General features: G+C 61.9%; 17 protein-coding genes and 1 tRNA gene. 13 read left to right on the top strand and 5 right to left on the bottom strand.

Annotated elements, in window-relative coordinates:
- Nucleotides 1-160 precede the first annotated feature (160 nt).
- A tRNA-Met gene (locus RAD04_RS08510) sits at nt 161-237 on the top strand.
- Here the strand turns inward: RAD04_RS08510 and RAD04_RS08505 are convergent.
- Nucleotides 194-1,852: a recombinase family protein gene (locus RAD04_RS08505; protein ID WP_461623664.1), complete on the bottom strand. Its 1,659-nt coding sequence runs from the start codon at nt 1,850-1,852 to the stop codon at nt 194-196. The genes RAD04_RS08510 and RAD04_RS08505 overlap by 44 nt on opposite strands.
- 350 nt (nt 1,853-2,202) lie before the next feature.
- Between RAD04_RS08505 and RAD04_RS08500 the strand changes: the two genes are divergently transcribed.
- The 4 genes from RAD04_RS08500 to RAD04_RS08485 all read left to right on the top strand — a co-directional run bounded on the left by RAD04_RS08500 (nt 2,203) and on the right by RAD04_RS08485 (nt 4,680).
- On the top strand, nt 2,203-2,928 hold the full coding sequence (locus tag RAD04_RS08500) for a hypothetical protein (RefSeq protein WP_461623415.1): 726 nt from the start codon (nt 2,203-2,205) through the stop codon (nt 2,926-2,928).
- Between the two features lie 93 nt (nt 2,929-3,021).
- A complete protein-coding gene (locus RAD04_RS08495) occupies nt 3,022-3,231 on the top strand; it encodes a hypothetical protein (RefSeq protein WP_461623414.1) in 210 nt (69 codons plus the stop codon).
- Between the two features lie 78 nt (nt 3,232-3,309).
- The gene (locus tag RAD04_RS08490) at nt 3,310-3,621 is read left to right on the top strand and encodes a hypothetical protein (protein WP_461623413.1); all 312 of its coding nucleotides are present in this window, start codon (nt 3,310-3,312) and stop codon (nt 3,619-3,621) included.
- A gap of 81 nt (nt 3,622-3,702) precedes the next feature.
- Entirely contained in the window at nt 3,703-4,680 is a 978-nt protein-coding gene (locus tag RAD04_RS08485; RefSeq protein WP_461623663.1) for a DUF7146 domain-containing protein, read from the top strand.
- 82 nt (nt 4,681-4,762) lie between these two features.
- On the opposite strand, the gene RAD04_RS08480 is transcribed toward RAD04_RS08485, so the two are convergent.
- Nucleotides 4,763-5,281, bottom strand: a complete 519-nt coding sequence (locus RAD04_RS08480) for a hypothetical protein (RefSeq protein WP_461623412.1) — start codon at nt 5,279-5,281, stop codon at nt 4,763-4,765.
- A gap of 111 nt (nt 5,282-5,392) precedes the next feature.
- Between RAD04_RS08480 and RAD04_RS08475 the strand changes: the two genes are divergently transcribed.
- The 3 genes from RAD04_RS08475 to RAD04_RS08465 all read left to right on the top strand — a co-directional run bounded on the left by RAD04_RS08475 (nt 5,393) and on the right by RAD04_RS08465 (nt 8,423).
- A complete protein-coding gene (locus tag RAD04_RS08475; RefSeq protein WP_461623411.1) occupies nt 5,393-7,042 on the top strand; it encodes a hypothetical protein in 1,650 nt (549 codons plus the stop codon).
- A 154-nt stretch (nt 7,043-7,196) separates the two neighbouring features.
- Entirely contained in the window at nt 7,197-7,724 is a 528-nt protein-coding gene (locus RAD04_RS08470; protein ID WP_461623410.1) for a hypothetical protein, read from the top strand.
- A gap of 147 nt (nt 7,725-7,871) precedes the next feature.
- A complete protein-coding gene (locus tag RAD04_RS08465; RefSeq protein WP_461623409.1) occupies nt 7,872-8,423 on the top strand; it encodes a hypothetical protein in 552 nt (183 codons plus the stop codon).
- Between the two features lie 539 nt (nt 8,424-8,962).
- Here RAD04_RS08465 and RAD04_RS08460 read toward each other — a convergent pair.
- From RAD04_RS08460 to RAD04_RS08450, 3 genes are read right to left on the bottom strand one after another with little or no spacing between them, the layout of a single operon-like run.
- Nucleotides 8,963-9,769 carry an ABC transporter permease gene (locus RAD04_RS08460; protein ID WP_461623408.1) on the bottom strand — a complete coding sequence of 269 codons (807 nt, stop codon included), beginning with the start codon at nt 9,767-9,769 and terminating at the stop codon, nt 8,963-8,965.
- Complete coding sequence (locus tag RAD04_RS08455) at nt 9,766-10,362, bottom strand: ABC transporter ATP-binding protein (RefSeq protein ID WP_461623407.1); 597 nt, start codon at nt 10,360-10,362, stop codon at nt 9,766-9,768. Before RAD04_RS08455 ends, RAD04_RS08460 begins: the two co-directional genes overlap by 4 nt.
- A gap of 3 nt (nt 10,363-10,365) precedes the next feature.
- The gene (locus RAD04_RS08450; RefSeq protein ID WP_461623406.1) at nt 10,366-11,400 is read right to left on the bottom strand and encodes a Cj0069 family protein; all 1,035 of its coding nucleotides are present in this window, start codon (nt 11,398-11,400) and stop codon (nt 10,366-10,368) included.
- 411 nt (nt 11,401-11,811) lie between these two features.
- On the opposite strand from RAD04_RS08450, the gene RAD04_RS08445 reads away from it, so the two are divergent.
- The 5 genes from RAD04_RS08445 to RAD04_RS08425 all read left to right on the top strand — a co-directional run bounded on the left by RAD04_RS08445 (nt 11,812) and on the right by RAD04_RS08425 (nt 16,451).
- Nucleotides 11,812-13,116 (top strand): ABC transporter substrate-binding protein, encoded by a 1,305-nt coding sequence (locus tag RAD04_RS08445; protein WP_461623405.1) that lies wholly within the window; start codon nt 11,812-11,814, stop codon nt 13,114-13,116.
- A gap of 68 nt (nt 13,117-13,184) precedes the next feature.
- The gene (locus RAD04_RS08440) at nt 13,185-14,084 is read left to right on the top strand and encodes a branched-chain amino acid ABC transporter permease (RefSeq protein ID WP_461623404.1); all 900 of its coding nucleotides are present in this window, start codon (nt 13,185-13,187) and stop codon (nt 14,082-14,084) included.
- Nucleotides 14,084-15,040: a branched-chain amino acid ABC transporter permease gene (locus RAD04_RS08435; RefSeq protein WP_461623403.1), complete on the top strand. Its 957-nt coding sequence runs from the start codon at nt 14,084-14,086 to the stop codon at nt 15,038-15,040. Before RAD04_RS08440 ends, RAD04_RS08435 begins: the two co-directional genes overlap by 1 nt.
- Nucleotides 15,040-15,783, top strand: a complete 744-nt coding sequence (locus tag RAD04_RS08430) for an ABC transporter ATP-binding protein (RefSeq protein WP_461623402.1) — start codon at nt 15,040-15,042, stop codon at nt 15,781-15,783. The genes RAD04_RS08435 and RAD04_RS08430 overlap by 1 nt, the downstream gene beginning before the upstream one ends.
- Nucleotides 15,780-16,451 (top strand): ABC transporter ATP-binding protein, encoded by a 672-nt coding sequence (locus tag RAD04_RS08425; protein ID WP_461623401.1) that lies wholly within the window; start codon nt 15,780-15,782, stop codon nt 16,449-16,451. Before RAD04_RS08430 ends, RAD04_RS08425 begins: the two co-directional genes overlap by 4 nt.
- Nucleotides 16,452-16,578 lie beyond the last annotated feature (127 nt).

Here is a 16,578-nt window from a genome sequence, read left to right as displayed (position 1 = left end):
CAAAAACGGGCGATCCGCCGCCACAACCGGTCGCTTTTCCACCCCCAAACGCCTTGTCGCGCCGAAGCTTTTGGCGAAGGCGGATTGACTTCCCGCCGCCCCCTTCTTTATATGCCGCGCGTTCGCGAGATCGGCCGTAGCCGCCGTTCGCGATCCCTGTGGCGGGGTAGCTCAGCTGGTTAGAGCACGGGAATCATAATCCTGGGGTCGGGGGTTCGAGTCCCTCTCCCGCTACCAACATTCCCCCCGACATAGCCGTGTTTGGAAATAGGGCTGGATTGCCGCAAAGCGCGGCGAGGCGCCCCTTGATATCGATCCGCAAAGTCCGGTCGTCTTCAGCGTCGGCTTTGGTTCCGGCGCCGCCCGGTCGGCTCGGGCTGGCGTGTACGATGATTGCCGTCACCAATTCCCGGATGGTCGCGAACTCGGACGGAGCGCCGCGCTTCAATTCGTCAGCTAGTTCCGCAACAGCGCGCTTGTAGCGGTCGAGCGCCTTGGGGTGCAGGGCGACGACGTTGTCGCTTTCTTTGGCGCTTTCAAGCCCGGCTATGACCTGGACCTTCTCGGCCTTCAGCTCCTGCATGCGGGCGACGAACTGCTCTGGCGGCATACCCGTGACCACGATGCAGTCGACAATCCGCTTGATCTCGCGTTCGATCTCCCCGAGCCGCCGTTCGAGGCGGGCGCGTTCGGTGCTCGCCTGTTTCTTAAGGCGTTTGCGCTCGCCATTGTAGCTATCAAGGAATGCGGCGATCACCTCGGGATACGCGAGGTTCTGGCGCAATCCCGTGATCGCCAGTCCCTCGATGTCGTCGAGATAGATGCGTCGGCTGTTATCGCACGATCCGCTTTCCCGGTGCGCTGAACACTGCAACCGCAACCCCTTGCGGTCGCGGCCGATCGACGACATGCCGCCGCCGCACGATCCGCACTTGATCAATCCGGAGAACACTCGCTTCGGCGAGCGCGCCTTTTGTGCCGATGCCGGCGTCGCCTCACGGCGGCGCTCGACCTTAATGACTTGTGCCGCCCTGAACGTTGCATCATCCACGATCCGCAGGTGCGGCGCTTCAACGATCTTGTACTGATCTCTCGGGTTCGGGCGCGAGAGACGCTTACGTGTCAGCGGGTCCTTGACCATCCGAACTTTATTCCAGACGATGCGGCCGGCGTAGAGATCATTGAGGATCATGCCACCGCCGCGCGACGCGTTGCCGTTGATCGTCGACGCGTTCCAGAGCTTGCCAAGCGGTGCACGAACCTTGAGCTTGTTGAGACCGTGCGCGATCGCACGCGGGGTCTCGCCCTGCACGTAACGGGCAAAAATCTCGCGCACGATCTCGGCCTCGGTCTCGACGATCTGTAGCTCGCCCGGCTTGCCGGCAATCGCACGATAGCCATATGCGCGACCACCGGCGTGCCTGCCGTCGCGGATCACGCCTTCGAGGCCACGTCGGGTATGCAGCACAAGGTTTTCGATGAACATCTCGCTCATTAGTGCACGCAACGCGCCGTCGAGCTTGCCAACCTTCCCAGTGGCGGTGTGGATTGCGACGCCGAGGTGATCGAGATGCTTGCGGGTGGTGTGGTAGTCAGCTTGATCGCGGAAGAGACGATCCATGTCCTCGGCGACGATGACGTCGAATAATCGCATCTCGGCGGCGCGCATCAACGCCTGGAAACCTGGGCGGTTGATTGCGCCTGAACCCGAGATCGCGCGATCCTCAAATGTCGAGATCACGGCCATGCCATCGCGTGTGCAAACATCGCGACAGAGGGCGATCTGGTCGTCGATAGAACGGTCGTTCTGACGGTCGCTTGAATAGCGGGCGTAGACGGCAGCGCGGATCATGAGCTTTCTTTGATCGCGGGATGAGCTTCCAGGCTAGCCGCGATCTCGGCCTCATGATCCTCGCGCGCGAGTCGTTTGGCAAGCTCCCTCACGTAGCGCATGACGGCCTCGTCGGGTCGATCCGGCGGTATTATAGGAGTCGCGCGCGACATTTCCGGTCTTCTGTGGAGGGGCGCCCAGATCGGAACACCGAACGATCGATCCGCAATCCGCGCGACCGCATTTCTAGACGCAGCACAGCGCCAGCGAGAAGGTTAACTTGGATGGAAAACCATCTCTCAACTTAACGCCTAGTCACTGCGCGACATGCGCGCTTCTCGCTGTTGCGCTTTGTTGCAACGATGCGCACAATGGCGAGGATGGTCGATGACTCCACCGAATTGCCTGACTGGCTTGCCGCTTTGCGCGACCCGATTCGGGGCGACCTAGAACTGTCGTCGTTCATCCGCGCGCCCGAGCGCATTCCCAAGGTTCTCAAAGCATTTGGCGAGCCGAGCCCGGCCGACCGACGACGTATCGTCGTCGCGCTTGACCACATGGCGAAGACCCATGCGTTAGCCCGCGAGTACGAGCCGACTTTATCCTTCACGGAAACGCGCAAGCGCCTTAGTCGCATCGTCAAGGCAGGGAAAAGCATTCAAAAAGACATGCATGCCGAACTGCGATTTGCGATTTTCTGGGCCCACCTCATGGAAGTGCCAATCAAGGGCGGCGACTGGGAGGTACCAGTCGGGGATCGCGACGCATTTCCGGAGACCCTTTATACCCACGATGCGACATTCGATGCGAGCCTAATGCTCATCATCGCAGGTGCGGAAAAGCTGTTGAGCAACAAGCAAAATTATCGCGCTGTACTCTGGCAACCTCCAGGGAAGCAGGATCACAAAGCGCTGACGCGGGCGTTGCTCTGGGAGCCGCTGCTCAACCTTTTAGTCGAATTCAAGATTGAAGACTTTGACCAACACCAGGATCTGATCGACACGATCAGGTCCTTGCACCTGGCCTGCGGCATCGAGCCGCCTTTGGAGACTTCTGTTCGACAAACCGTCTATGATCGGCGAAACCGCCAGCGTTAAGTAGGCGGGCGAGATAGTTAGCAACTTAACCTTCCAAAGCAATATAGGCCGCGACACCCTCCGATATTGGTTTAAACGGAGGGAAACATTGCTGTGACGCGCACCGACAACCCCATGCGCCGCTCGGAGAAGTCCACCAAGTCGAGCCGGCTTGGTTACCGGATTTCGGAATGGTCGCGCCTGACCGGCACGAGCCGCATCACGACCTGGCGGGCCATCCGGGACGGCAAACTCAAGACGATCAACTATTGCGGAATCACGCTGATCCCCGATAGCGAACGCGCTCGTTTCTTTCAAGATTAGCCACATCAAAGCCGCCCCGGTGACCGGCCGGGGCGGCTTTTTCTGCAAGCAGTTACCAGAACGGCATAGGAGGCCGTCATGGGCAGCAAAAATGATATTCGTGAAGGCGATCGTCTGCAAGATCGTGCTCATCGTAGCGCGCCGGCGATCGATCTTGCGCGCCATGTCTCTCTGATCCTGAAGCAGATCAGGTTTGTCGTGCGGCATGCGGTGTGCGGCACGAAGTCTGATGACAGCAAGAGCATCGCGGCCATCCGCCAGATCGCGGTGGAGCTTCGTCGCTCGGCTTACGCCGTCGAGGCTGAGGCCAAGCGCCGCGAGGAGAGCGCCCGCGCCCGCGTCGAACGTAACGCGATCCTGATGCGTCATCGCGATCATCCGGAGGCGTAGTCGTGAACGTTCACACTCGTTTCCCGCACAGCGTTCATCAGATCGTTGCCGCCCTCGGCGGCCAGGTCACCGATTGTGAACATGCGCAATAGCGCTGTCCACGATTGTCGCCGTCTTGACGATCGCGCGCGCCAGGAACTGCGCGCCCGTGCGGCTGAGATCGTCCAGTCGTTCCTCGGTCAGCCCAATCGCCGCCTTAGCACCAAGTGTCAATTGCGCTGGGGCAATCGCGGTTCATTCGCTCTGAGCCTGCAGGGCGCCAATGCCGGCCTCTGGTTCGATCACGAGAACGGCTGTGGTGGCGACATCATCAGCTTTCTCGAGCGTCAGCTCGGTTGTTCCGTTGGCGACGCCATCGTCTACGCTCTTTGTTATTTGAGCCCCTCGTTCGGCGTCACCAAGCAGATTCCGCGCCCGGTTCATCGCGAGGAAGCCGACGATGCTGTTCGCATTCGTCGTGCGCTCCAGATCTGGGATGGCGTGTTGCCGCTGCGCGGCTCGTTGGCGGAGCGGTATCTCGCCCATCGCGGCATCATCGTTCCCGATGAAGCGCTGGATGTCCTGGGCTTCCATCCAGGTTGCCCATTCCGGGGCACGACAGCACCGGCGCTTGTCGCGCTGATCCAGGACACCACCACGGGCGAGCCGGTCGGTGTTCACCGCCGGCCGTTGACGCGCGATGCGGCCGTCGCCGGGCCGCCGATGAGCCTTGGCCCCAAGAGCGGCGGCGTCATCCGGCTTTCTCCAGCGATTTCGACCGACCTCGCGATCGGCGAGGGCGTCGAAACGAGCCTTTCCGGCATCATGCTCGGTTTGGGACCGACCTGGTCGGTGCTCGATGCCGGCGGCATCAGCAACTTCACCCTCCTCGAGCATGTGCAGCGCCTTACGATCCTGGTCGATCACGACTTGAGCGGGACAGGCCAACGGGCTGCTGCCGCATGCCGCCACCGCTGGCTCGCTGCGGGCAAGCGCGTCCGGCTGGTCATGCCCGACACGCCGGGGCACGACATCAACGATCTCCTGCTCGCCGAGTCGGGGAACTCGCAGCATGCGTGAGCTCCGGGGTGCGATCATCGATGAGTTCGAACCAGGTGCGGCCAAGCAGTCAGACGCACTGCCGGTTGAGGTTGCCCGCGACTTACTGAGCGCTGCAATCGATCGGCAGATGACGATGGCAATTCAGCATCATGAGCGCGACGGTAGTTCGGTGCTGGAGGCGGTCTGCGTCCCGACCGGCGTCGGAAAGTCCGAGGCTGCTCGCGTTGGTATCGTCGATTACATCGAGCAGGCAAAAAAGACGTATGCGGCAAAAAAGTCCGGCAAGAAGAAGCCGAAACGCAAGCGCATCCCGCACCGTGTCGTCGTTTTCGTCCCAACCTACAAACTGGGGGAGGAGGCGCGGCAGCGTCTGCCGGACGGCATTACAACTGCGCTTTGGCAGTCCCGTAAAGCCAACGACCCCACAACCGGTGAGCCGTTGTGCCTGAACCTGCAAGCCGTTGCCGCAGCAGAAGCGATTGGCGCCAATGTTGAGCGAACGGCATGCCGGAAAGGCCGTAAGGGGCAGGAGCCGATCCTGTGCCCATTCTATCACCAGTGCGGCTATCAGGCACAAAAAGAAGCTGCGAAGAAGGCAGACGTGGTCTTTTGTGCGCATGAATACTTGTTTGCACCGCCCAAGGAACTGACCAGGAAAGTTGGGCTTGCGGTGATTGATGAGAGCTTCTGGCAGGCCGGTCTCTCGTTCTCATATATTGCGGTCGATGCCTTGGACGCCGAACTCCAGGCATTTCCGGTCCGCAACAACGGACACGAGAAGAATATCGACGACACGGCGCATCTGGCCGATCTGATCGAGCGGCTGAAGATGGCGATTGGATTGGCGCAAGGAGCGCAAGTGTGTGGCGTTGGCGACTACGCGCGTGATGATGGCTATTTAACGAAAGCCGCGCTTCTTGAGGCAGGCTTGCTCCCTAGCAACAGCTATGAAGAAGGCTCGGGTGCGGTAGCGGCCAAGCTCGAGTGGCGGCGCAAGGTCGATGTCGATCTGACGCCCCAGAGCAGTGAAGAGACAGCAAAAGCGCGTGTCAAGGAATTCCGATTCCTTGGGCAGATCGGCAAGCGTGCCGCGATGTGGCGTGCCGTCGAGGAAGTTCTCTCCGGCCCGGACGATGCGACGGGCCGGCTGCGCATCGTTATGAAGAACACCAAGGACGGCGCGGTGCTCTGCTTGCGCATCAACGGTCGTCGCGAGATCCATGAACGGATCGGCGCTTTGCCGGTCATTGTACTCGATGCGACCCTCCACTTGGAGATCCTGAAGTACTTCTTCCCGCGGATCGAGGTGGCGCTCGATCTCAAGGTTATGGCGCCCCACGAGCACATCACGCACGTCATCGGGCTGCCGGTTGGCAAGAGTTCATTGTCAAAATTGGAGCCCGGAAAGCGGAGCACCGCAGAGGAGAAACGTGTCGGCAACAAGCGGGAGCGTTTACTCAAGACTGTCCGCAAACTGGCTGCGGGCCGTCGCACGCTGCTGATTACGAACAAGGAGCTCGAGGAGCAATTCGACCGGGCGGTGCCCCACATGGAAACCGCGCATTTCAACGCGGTTGAAGGCATTGACCGGTGGCGCGATGTCGAATGTCTCATCACGATCGGCAGACCGCTGCCGGCGCCGGATGCAATCGAGCACATGGCCGCAGCGCTGACTGGCAAGCCGATATCGCTGCGCTCGCTGCCGCCGAAGCGCCCTGGTGGCCGGCCTCAGTCGATGATCGAGCAGGAGCGGGCCGTGCGCCTGAAGAACGGCACGGAGGTTATGCTGACCGCCCGCGTGTTCGAGCAGCCCGAGGTCGAGCTGATCAGACAAGCCGTGACGGAGGCGGCGATCGTGCAGGCCGTCGGCAGAGCCCGCGGCGTCAATCGGTCGGCCGAGAACCCGGTCGAGATCTGGATGATCTTGAGCGACACGGTTGTGCCGTTGGCGCTCGATGCCGTGGCTGAGTTCGCCGATTTGGAACCGAACAAGATCGACGACATGATCGAGCGCGGCGTTGTTCCCGCGTTCTCGGCAGATGCGGCGAAGCTCTATCCCGACCTCTGGCCGACGTCGCAGGCGGCCCGGAAGGCTTACAGCCGCGACGGCCTCAACGTGGCGCGCAATCGCAGGAGGACTGTGACAGCCTCTGATAAAGACGACGGCGCCGTTGCCGGCCGGAGGAGTGTGACAGGTCCTTATAAATATAGATTTATAAGGGAGAGTCACACTCCTCTGATCCGCTATCAACCCAAAGGTCCGGGGCAGAAATCTCGGATTGCGATGGTTGACGCCGCCAGCATCGGTGACGCGCGCGAGCGGATTGAAGCGGCGCTCGGCGAGCTCGCCGCGTTCGAGGTGATCGTCGATGAACCTTAACCGAGACCCGCCCAGATGGGCAGCTATTGCGATTCAAATCGGGCCGCAGCCCACGGGGCCAAACTCAACTGCGGCAGGTTCCCCGGCGTGGGCGGGCGCAGGCGAGGGGACGCGTCACGCTCGGTTCGAGGCAGTCCCGGCTATTGGAGGCAGAATGAATATGGATGAATTTTTCGATCGGTTTCACATAGTGGTTGAAATGCCACCAGCGCCCGATTGTCGTTTTGTGGGATCGTGGCTCCTCAGAGTGGCAGAAGCGGCAGCCTTAGTCTCTCAAATGCGGTCGAATCCCACGTTCGCGCGTCTCATTTCCAACATGGCTACTGAACCGACCATCGAAGCCGCCGCTTTGGAGGTTGTAAGCGCGTTGCGGCATGATCCTGTCTGGCCCTTCCATGCCACCAACCCGAACATCGCTTTGGCCATTGAAATCGGTGACTTGACAGGCAATTTCGGGACGGAGTTCGCGATCCTCGTGGAATTCGGCTTCTTCATCCTCAAGGGCGGCCGTTATCACATGTCCGTCCCGGAATCGGTGACGGCTCAAGCGGCTCTGGAAGCCGTCCGGAAAGTCGCTTCTACCGATGTGGAGGAGGCAGGACCGGAGCCGCAGCTGATCCTGCATACGATGCCCAAAGCTAGAGCCGAAGCGATGGCGCAGCAGCTGCGCGATGCTACCTAGCGAGGTTTTAGCCAAGTGCAGTACGCGGGATTCGCTGCCTGGAAAACTGGTCTCGAATGGGTCCTTTCCAGGCCCCGGCCACTGCGGATCGCACTTGCGCTCAGCATATTTGTACCGTATAGTATAAAATAGGGGGTCAGTAGGAAAATGGCGACGATAGCGCAAGCGGCAGCTCATATTTGCTGTTCACGCTCCCAGTTTGATTCATACCTGGCTGAGGGCGTGATCACCCGGCAGCCTTCCGGCAAATATGATCTCGACCAAGTGCGTCGCGAGGTTTTGGCACACCTGCGTTCGGTCGCGGCCGGTCGGGGAGGGGCGGCGGGCAATAATCTAACTGAGGAGCGCACGCGCCTTGTCGCCGCGAAACGTCGCCGCGAGGAGCGCCGGGATGCTTTCGAGGCCGGGCAACTTGTGGAGCTTGAATCCGTCTGCCGTTGTCTGGAGGAAACTCTCGTCAGCATGCGCAATCGGCTGCTCAATTTACCCGGCGAGACAGCCTATTTGCTCGCCATGCGTCGGCAGGAGGAATGCTTTCAGGTCGTAGACGATGCTGTTCGGGCGGCCCTCGAAGAAATTGCTGATCCTGCCTGGACTGCTGCGCGCATGACGGCTGCGGGCTTTGTGAGCAAGTTCGACGAAACCCATAAAGGCGATCATGATGACAAAGAAGAAAATGAGATCTCCGACGTGGCTTGAGAGCGAGCCGCGCGTCGGCTTTCGTATTCGTTCGAACGGCGAAGTGGAAGTGCTGACCGAGACTGAAACTCTCGCGCTGGTCTTGCGCACTATCCGCGAGGGGATGCGGCGGGTTGGCTGGTCACGGTTGGAGGCAACGTTGCACTGAAGCGACCATAGCTTGTCGCTGTTAGGGGCCTGAGTGGCGCCCGAGAGGCGCCGCACGATCTCGCGATAAGTTCCTACGACGCAGATGCAGCTAAGAAGGTACCAAAATTAGGTCAAGCGGCCAGGCCGAGCGAGCGCCGCTTCTGGCGGAGGTAGCGCGTCATTTCGAGAAGCGTCATCCGGCGAGCGCTACGCTGAAATCGGAGGTGGCGGAGAGAGTGGGACTCTCTGCCTCACAGCGCCGCATGCGCGCATACCGCCGAAAAACAAGGATTCCTGAAAAGCCCGGTCGGAATTTGTGACCACCGCTGTGTACCACCTGGCCCGCCATTCGGGAGGTCAATCTCGGCCGATTTCGAGACGATCGAAGGCTCCCCACCGCCATGCCCGTTCTATGCGGACTTCCCGGCGTCTATGCGATCGAGACGTAGTCGATGCCGATGGTCAGTGAGGAGGCGTGCGCCACCCAGGACAGCCGCCAGCGTCCCTAGCGCGGTCCCGCCGGCGATCAAGAACATAATCAGCAGTTGATATTTCACTGCATCGACCGGCTCGACGCCCGCGAGAATCTGGCCGGTCATCATCCCCGGCAAGGAGACGAGGCCGATCGCCGCCATACTATTCATGATCGGCATGAAGCCGCTTCTTAAGGCGTCCCGTATCACAGGCAGCAGTGCCTGATGTCGGGTGCCGCCGAGCGCGAGACACGCTTCCACGGCGGCCCGCTCGCGCACCAGGCTGTTCGTCAGCACGTCCAGGCCGAGGCTAATTCCGGTCATGGTGTTGCCCAGCATCATGCCCAGCAAAGGCAGCGCATAGCGCGGATGATACCAAGGATCGGGACGTAGCTCCGTCAGGAGGGCGAACATCGTGACCGTACCCGCGGCGAGCAGCGTGCATCCCGCGCCCAGGCCGTACTTCCAAACGCCCTGAAGGCGCCGCTTCTGCCGAGCGACGATTTCCCGCGAGGCGAAGAGGACCATGATCAGGGCGGCGAGAGCGGTCCAGAGCGGCGACACCGCGGCAAACAGGAACGTCAGCACGTATCCGACGAGGACGAGCTGGACCACCATGCGTATGGTCGCAATCGCGAGTTGCTTCTCAAGCTCGAGGCGGAGAATAAGCGAGAAGACGCCGTCCATGACGACAAGGAGCGCGGGTAGGACCAGGTCGCTGTACGAAAGCTGGATGTAGGTCACGGCCGGTTTTCCTCGATCCTGCCGTCGGGTCTCATCACAAAAATCCTAGCACCGACGCGGCGCGCTTGGGCGCCGTCGTGGGTAGTCCAGAGGACACTTGTTCCGTCCGAGACGCGTTCGGCAATCACACCTTCCACGGCTGCAGCGGCTGCCGGGTCGAGGGCCGAGGTCGGCTCGTCCAGCAGAAGTACCCGCGATCGCAGCATGAGCGCCCGCACAAGTCCCAAGCGCAATCTCTCGCCTGTCGAAAGTCTTTGGATCGACCACGGTCCGCAGCCGTCCGGCAGCCCCAGGCGCGCGACCAGCGGCAGGGCATCATCCCAGGCCGTGAAGTGCTCTTGCACGGTGTCGGACCACCAGCCCGGCTCGGCGGCGAGGTAGGTCACCCGCGTTCGCCAGGCCGGGGCAGGCATCGCCTCTCTGAGGGTGCCGTCCAGCTTGACCGTTCCTTCGTTGGGATCGAGATCCGCGATGGAGCGGAGCAGCAAGGTTTTCCCGACTCCGGAAGGCCCCTGCAGGGCGACGCATTCGCCGTCCTGCAGGTCGAATGATACGGAGAGGTGCAGGCGCTTGAGCCCGCTGACCGTCAGCATGCGTCAGAGCTTAAGCTGCAGCCGGTCGGCGACCCGCCTGGCGATCTCCGCCGGCGCCTGGTCCGGGTAGGGATGCACCGAGCTGACGTTGATCTCGCCGAGCACGTAGCTGTCGCTCCCGTCGGCCTGGACGGGGCCGAGCATGAAGTCGGCGTCCCAGATCGCGGGCAGGTCGCTTCGCGCGAGGTCCAGCAACGAGGTGAGCTGCGGCGTCCACTCGTCCTCCATCAACCGCCGCAGCCGCTGGAAGCGGGGGTCTGCATTCGAACTGTAGAGCCGCGGTCCGGACTCGGAACGTGCGGCCGGCGAGTCGACCAGGGCTTTGACCTTATGATGGCCAAAGCCGGCGCAGCGATGGCCCGCCATGTAGCAGCGCACCACGCCCTCACTCAGGCGAGGCTGGAATGCCTGGTCGATCACGCTGCCGTTCTCGAAATACTCCGCGCAGCGACGGAGAAAATCATCGATCGTGAGCTCCTCGGGCGCGTCCTTGGTCGCGCCCAGGACTTTGATCATGGAGGAACTCGGCAGCTTTTCGACTTTCCAGACGCCCTGGCCGCCGTTGCCCCGGTTGCGCTTGATCACCCGCGGACCGGTTGCGAGCCTGCTCGGTAGCTCGGCGCGCATGGCTGCTGCGGTTTGATACAGCGCCGTGTCGCTTCCCCAGCTCATCGAGCGGGTACGATAGAGGGCCTCCTTGGTGCCCATCTTGAGAATGACGTCCGGATGAGCGCTCACCCATACGCCCTGCGCGGCGACGTCGCGCAGCAGGGCGTCGAGGCCAGCGCGGTTTCGGCCGTCTTGAATCGGGTTGACCCAGACGAGCACGCCATCCACTACGAGAAGTTCTTCGCGGACGGCGTCGGCGAAGCTTTCGTCATAGATGGCGGGCCGGCCTTCGACGCCGACGGCGGCGAGCGCTTCGAAGACGTCGACGAAGCGGCCGCCTTTCCAGGTGGCTTCTCGACGTGCGACGGCATCTCCTCGCGAGAGGATGGCAACTGTAGGTCGGGGAGAGAGTTGCTTTTCGGTATCCATGCGCAAGCTCCACGTGTTGCGTGCTGCGTAGAACTTGGACCGAAGTCTCGCCGGGAGTCTGCTTGATCCCGCACGGGCAGTCTACGTGAGATCGTCCGGGCGCTTCAAGGGGTGCCAGGAGCGTCACGAAGCGATCCCCGCGTTCAATCCTGTCATGGAGCCTGACGAGTCGATCAAGGCTGTCGATGCGGCGGGCCCAAGGATCGCGGCAAACGACGGTGTAAGGAACACCCTACTTTGGCGCGCCGGCCGGCCACCTGCCCCTGCGATCTGGTCGGGTGGTTGTCCCGGGGGATGCGAAGAGGCGGCCAAGAGGGCTGGCAACATGCGACAATTATAGTAGCGTTGTTGCAAGAAGAAGCGCACGGCGGCTGAAGCCGGGCGCGACACATAGAACAGGGAGGACTTTCGATGCAATTTCTCAAGGCTGCGGTTGCGGCCGGGCTTGTAGCTGCGACCTTTACGGGCACCTCGCTTGCGCAGAGCAAGCCCTCGGAGCTCAAAATCGGCATCACCACGTTCCTGTCGGGCCCTGCGTCAGTCTTCGGTGTGCCGGCGAAGGCCGCGGCGGAGATGATCGCGGAGGACCTCAACAAGAAGGGCGGCATCGGCGGCGTGCCGGTCAAGCTCTCCTTCATCGACGAAGGCGCGGGAGGCGAAGCGCTCGTCTCGAACTACCGACGCGTGGTGCAGGACGAAAAGGTCGATGCCACGTTTGCTTCGATCTCGTCGGGCAGCTGCACCCAGTTGGTGCCGGTCGCCGAAGACCTCAAAGTCATGAATTTCATGTGGGACTGCGGTGCGGCCTCCATCCTCGAAACCAAGAAGTACCGGTACAATTTCCGGACTCAGGCGAACGGCACGCCGGAAATGCTGGCCGTGCTCCTTTACCTGCTCAAGACCAAGCCCGACTTTAAGACGATCGCGGTGGTCAATCAGGATTATGCATGGGGTCGGGAGAGCTGGGAGATCTTTTCGACCGCGCTCAAGGCGATGAAGCCGGACGTGCAAGTCGTCGCGGAGCTCTTCCCGAAGTTCGGCGCACCGGACTACTCCACTGAGGTTTCCCGTCTGTTGGCGCTGCGGCCGGATGTGGTTCTGACCACGTCTTGGGGCGGAGATCTCGACACGCTGGTCCGCCAGGCCGGTCAGCGCGGCCTGTTGCAGCAGTCGACCTTCGTGCTCGGGATCGGCGAATCATCGATCCAGCGGTTGGGCAAGGACTTGCCTGAAGGCCTGATCGTCGGCGCGCGCGGAGACCACTGGTTCCTGCATCCCGAGAAGAAGAACGACGCGGCCTTCAAGGCGTTCAATGAAGCCTTCAAGGCGAAGACCGGTGCATGGCCGATCTACCCGGTCTATCACATGGCGCAGGCGTTCAAGGCCCTGCAGACGGCCTACGACAAGGCGATCAAGTCCAACGGCGGCAACTGGCCCACGCGCGAACAGGTCGTCGACGCGACGGCGGGCATCGAGTTCGCCACCGGCTTCGGCCGTCCGATTACGCTGCGGCCCGAGGACAACCAGGGTCTCGAAGCTCAGCTGGTCGGCGTCACCAAATCCGTTCCGGGGTACGACTTCAAGCTGCTCGACAACATTATGATCTTCGATCCGAAGATGATCACCAACCCGGCGGGCGTACGGTCGGTTGAGTGGCTCAAGACGCTCAAGCCGGACTTCGTCAAGGTGGACGTGCCGACCTTCAAAGCTCAGTAACGGCACGCTCGACTTTTGATCCCCGTCCTCCGAGCCGCGTCCCGGAGGACGGACCTTTTAAGGCCATCATGAACTCGACACTCGCTATTTTGGCTATCCTCGATGGGATCAGCTACGCCGCACTGGTGTTCTTGGTCTCGGTCGGGCTCAGCCTGATTTTCGGCGTGCTGCGCGTGGTCAACGTCGCGCACGGTTCGCTGTACGCGTTCGGCGCCTACCTGGCTGCGACGTTCAGCCTTGCAATCGCGCCGATCTCGCCTTGGCTCACCTATCCCGCGCTGCTGGCCGCCTCCATCGTGATCGGCGTCGTGTGCGGCGGTTTCATCGAACGGTTTCTGCTGCGACCGCTCTCCGGACAGGAGGACGTCCTCCAGCTTCTGATCACTTTCGCCGCCTTCATGATCATGGACAACCTGCAGCGTCTGATCTGGGGCGTGCAGCCCATCTTCGCCGCGGAGCCGTTGAGACTACTTCCCAACGTCGCCGTGTTCGGTGTCAGCTACACGTCGTACCAGGTCATTCTGCTGCCCGGCGTCGCATTGGCGACGCTGTTCGGGCTCCGCTACTTCCTGCGCAGGACGCTGTCGGGAGCGGTGATCCTTGCGGTCACGGAGGACCGCGAAGCTTCGACGGCCATCGGGATTGACGCAAAACGCGTATATTTCGTCACCTTCGTCATCGGCGCGAGTCTGGCCGCGTTGGGAGGAGCGCTGGCCTCGCCGACCACCTCGCTGGTCCCCGGTATGGGCGCCGATATGATCGTGCTTTCCTTTGCCGTCGCTGCGACCGCGGGTCTCGGCCAGATCGAGGGCTCCGCGCTCACCGCGCTGATGATCGGCCTGACCCGTGCCTTCGTGATCTATCTCCAGCCGGAATTCGAAGTTCTCGTTCCGTATCTGCTGATGGTGCTGGTGCTTCTGGTGCGTCCATTCGGCCTGTTCGGCGCCGTGCAGGTAAGGAAAATATGATGAGCGGTCGCATCAAGCCGGTCACCACGATCGCGATCATCTTCTTTCTGGTCAGCGCCGTCGCGCCCCTTTTGGTATCGAGCTGGGCGACCTTGTTCGCGTTGATCCTCGCGAAGGGCATCGTCGTTCTTGGTATCATTCTTCTGCTGCAGGCGGGGCAGGTGTCGTTCGGACATGCAATGTTCTTCGCTACCGGGGCGTATACCGCGGCGTTCTGGGCCAAGTACGTCGGTGGCGGCGACATCGTGCTCTTCATCGCGCTGGGCGGCATAACCTCCGCCGTCTTCGGCCTCATCGTCGGGCTCTTCGTCGTGCGCTACCGGGAAATCTTTTTCGGAATGCTGAATCTGGCGTTTTCGATGGTGCTGTGGTCGCTGCTGGAGAAGATGTTTCATTACACCAACGGCGCCGACGGCATCCGGGTCCCTCGTCCGGCCCTGTTGGGGCTGTCGTTTACGCCCGAAACCTTCCAGTACGTCATTCTTTACGTGAGCCTCTTGATCGCGGTCGTCGCCTTCTACGGCGTGCAGCGCTATCTCGATAGCCCGCTCGGACACATGCTGCGTGCCATCAAATCGAACGAGACCCGGCTCGAGTACCTCGGGACGTCCGCACGGCGCGTGCTTCTGATAGGCTACGTGATTTCGGCTTTTCTCGGCGGCATCGGCGGCACGCTGGTGGCGATCATCCAGCAGATCGCCACGCCCGAGTTCGGGTTCTGGACGAAGTCGGGCGAGTTCGTCTTTATCGCGATCCTCGGCGGCAGCGCCCACGCCTTCGGAGCGTTCGCCGGCGCGGCGATGTTCGAGTGCGTGCGCTTCTATGCGGCAGCCCACCTGGCCGACACTTGGCAGCTGATCCTCGGCGTGGTCTTGATCGTCATCATTCTCTATGCGCCCAACGGACTGATAGGTCTCAGGCAGCGCTACGGCCAGGCGAAGCAGGGAGGACATTGATGGCCAACGTCCTCCTTTCCGCGAAGGGCATCAAGATCCGGTTCGGTGGCGTCGTCGCCGCCGACGGTATCGATCTGGACGTGCTCCAAGGCGAGAACCTCGCGATCATCGGACCGAACGGCGCCGGAAAGACCACCTTCCTCAACATCTCGACGGGTTATCTGCGGCCGCAGGCCGGAAGCATCACCTTCCTAGGCCAGGAAATCACGGCGCAGCTCCCGCGCACGATCACCAAGCTCGGCATCGCGCGGGCCTTTCAGATACCGCAGCTTTTTCTCGATCAGACTGTGATGGAGAACATGCTGATCGCCGCGGCCTCGCGGCTGGGTAGCCCTTCCGGCTTCACGGCTCTTTCCGCCCTGCCTGAGCTGCCTGAAATGGAGCGCCTTCTGGATCTCGTCGGCGTCAAGTTGTACGCGTCTCGCAAGGCGAGGGAGCTTCCCGAGGGACAACGCAAGTTGGTCGACATCGCTCTGGCGCTCGCGCTGAAGCCCAGACTGCTGCTGATGGACGAGCCTACCTCGGGCGTCGCCTCCGCCGAGAAGCTGGAGATCATGGACATCCTGACGTCGGCGCTCGCCAAGGAGAAGGTGACTTCGGTCTTCGTCGAGCACGACATGGACATGGTGGAGCGCTATGCCCACCGAGTCGCGGTGTGGAACGTCGGGAAGATCCAAAAGGTCGGCACGCCGGCGGATGTTCTGGCCGATCCCAAGGTCCGCGAACAGGTGATCGGCATATGACGGCGATGCTGGACTTCGAGAACGTCAACGTCGCGATCGCCGATGCGCCGGTGCTGCGCAGCGTCAGCTTCTCGCTGCCGCCGGGCGCGACCGCCGCGCTCATCGGGCGAAACGGCGCCGGCAAGACCACGACGGTACGGACCATCATGGGCTTCACGAAAGCGAGCGGCACCGTGCGCCTGGGCGGTCAGGACCTGGGACATGTTCCTCCGCACCGACGGCCCTTCTTAGGCATCGGCTACGCCCCCGAGGACCGTCGTCTCTTCTCGGCCTTTACGGTGGAAGAAAACATTCTTTTGCCCGGTCGCGTCGCGAAACTTAGCGCGGTCGAGGCGCGCCGGCGGCTGGAGCGAGCCTACTCCGTCCTGCCGGAGCTCACGGAACTGGCGAGTCGCCCGGCGGGCTCCGTCTCGGGCGGCCAAGGCAAGATGGTCGCCCTCGGGCGCGCCCTGATGCTAGGCACCCGCCTCGTCATTCTGGACGAGCCGTTCCAGGGCCTCGCCCCAGTGCTGGCGCAGAGGTACGCCGAGGCGCTGCGTCGGCTTCGTTCGCAGGACCGGGACATTACCCTTCTGATCACGGAGTCGAACCCGAAGCTGCTCGAGACCGTCGCCGACGTGACGCTGATGATCGAGCGCGGCGAAATCGAAAGTCGGGTCCGGGCGTAGCGCTCGCCCGGTTCGGCGCGCAAAACAGACGGTCAAGCCAAGCTCCATCGAGGCTTGCCGAACAGACGAATCTACTGGCGCTCAATGCAACACGATGCGGCCCACGCCGGCGAAGCGGCAGGGGATT

The sequence above is a fragment of the Bradyrhizobium sp. 25ACV genome (genome assembly GCF_054863005.1).
Note: the sequence above shows the minus strand (reverse complement) of the source record. Positions and strands in the feature narration are given on the sequence as shown.

Coding starts and splice junctions, on each gene's coding strand:
- RAD04_RS08505 (WP_461623664.1), bottom strand. CDS start 1,852: ATGATCCGCGCTGCCGTCTACGCCCGCTATTCAAGCGACCGTCAGAAC.
- RAD04_RS08500 (WP_461623415.1), top strand. CDS start 2,203: ATGGCGAGGATGGTCGATGACTCCACCGAATTGCCTGACTGGCTTGCC.
- RAD04_RS08490 (WP_461623413.1), top strand. CDS start 3,310: ATGGGCAGCAAAAATGATATTCGTGAAGGCGATCGTCTGCAAGATCGT.
- RAD04_RS08485 (WP_461623663.1), top strand. CDS start 3,703: ATGCGCAATAGCGCTGTCCACGATTGTCGCCGTCTTGACGATCGCGCG.
- RAD04_RS08480 (WP_461623412.1), bottom strand. CDS start 5,281: ATGCGCACAAAAGACCACGTCTGCCTTCTTCGCAGCTTCTTTTTGTGC.
- RAD04_RS08470 (WP_461623410.1), top strand. CDS start 7,197: ATGAATATGGATGAATTTTTCGATCGGTTTCACATAGTGGTTGAAATG.
- RAD04_RS08465 (WP_461623409.1), top strand. CDS start 7,872: ATGGCGACGATAGCGCAAGCGGCAGCTCATATTTGCTGTTCACGCTCC.
- RAD04_RS08455 (WP_461623407.1), bottom strand. CDS start 10,362: ATGCTGACGGTCAGCGGGCTCAAGCGCCTGCACCTCTCCGTATCATTC.
- RAD04_RS08450 (WP_461623406.1), bottom strand. CDS start 11,400: ATGGATACCGAAAAGCAACTCTCTCCCCGACCTACAGTTGCCATCCTC.
- RAD04_RS08445 (WP_461623405.1), top strand. CDS start 11,812: ATGCAATTTCTCAAGGCTGCGGTTGCGGCCGGGCTTGTAGCTGCGACC.
- RAD04_RS08440 (WP_461623404.1), top strand. CDS start 13,185: ATGAACTCGACACTCGCTATTTTGGCTATCCTCGATGGGATCAGCTAC.
- RAD04_RS08435 (WP_461623403.1), top strand. CDS start 14,084: ATGAGCGGTCGCATCAAGCCGGTCACCACGATCGCGATCATCTTCTTT.
- RAD04_RS08430 (WP_461623402.1), top strand. CDS start 15,040: ATGGCCAACGTCCTCCTTTCCGCGAAGGGCATCAAGATCCGGTTCGGT.
- RAD04_RS08425 (WP_461623401.1), top strand. CDS start 15,780: ATGACGGCGATGCTGGACTTCGAGAACGTCAACGTCGCGATCGCCGAT.